1 protein-coding gene is annotated in these 563 nt (G+C 43.9%); it reads right to left on the reverse strand.

The genetic code is table 11. The features are described from left to right. A partial coding sequence (locus tag ACGF5R_RS24380) for an IS982 family transposase (RefSeq protein ID WP_387693213.1) occupies positions 1–563 on the reverse strand: 563 nt, incomplete at both ends.

Consider the following 563-nt stretch of genomic DNA (forward strand, 5'->3'; position numbering starts at 1 on the left):
CTTCTTAACATCAACTTATCCCACAGAGATAACGCTTTTGCCTTCATGTTACTCCGGACATGAGTGATTAACGTTATTCCTTCTGCTTCCAGTTCATCGCACAGGGCCTGTGACAAATACCCTTTATCGCCATACAAACGCCCTGTTAACCCTTGTACCAGCGCTTTGACGGGATGACGATCATCTGTATTTCCTGAGGTCAATTTAACCGCTAAAAGTTCACCACAATCATTGATAACCAGATGAAGTTTAAAGCCATAAAACCAGCCTGTACTTGTTTTCCCTCGCTGTGCGACGCCCTCAAATACGCGATGACGGGGAATACGGAGATTGTGACAAACAGCAATTTTGGTTGAATCAATAAAGGCGATCCCCTGGGTTTGGGCCTTGCGTGACGAAAGAAAAGCACAGAGAGGAATGAGCGCCCTTTGTTTCAAGGTTAACATCCGGGAGTAGCTGACCAACCTGGGAAAATCGGCCTGAAGATAGTGTTTAACATGCTGAATATAAAACGTTTTAAAATCACGATAATGGCTCATGTGGAATAAAATGAGTATCGTCAT

Origin of the sequence: Photorhabdus sp. RM71S (genome assembly GCF_042879355.1) — a bacterium.
In the GTDB taxonomy this organism is placed as follows: domain Bacteria; phylum Pseudomonadota; class Gammaproteobacteria; order Enterobacterales; family Enterobacteriaceae; genus Photorhabdus; species Photorhabdus kayaii.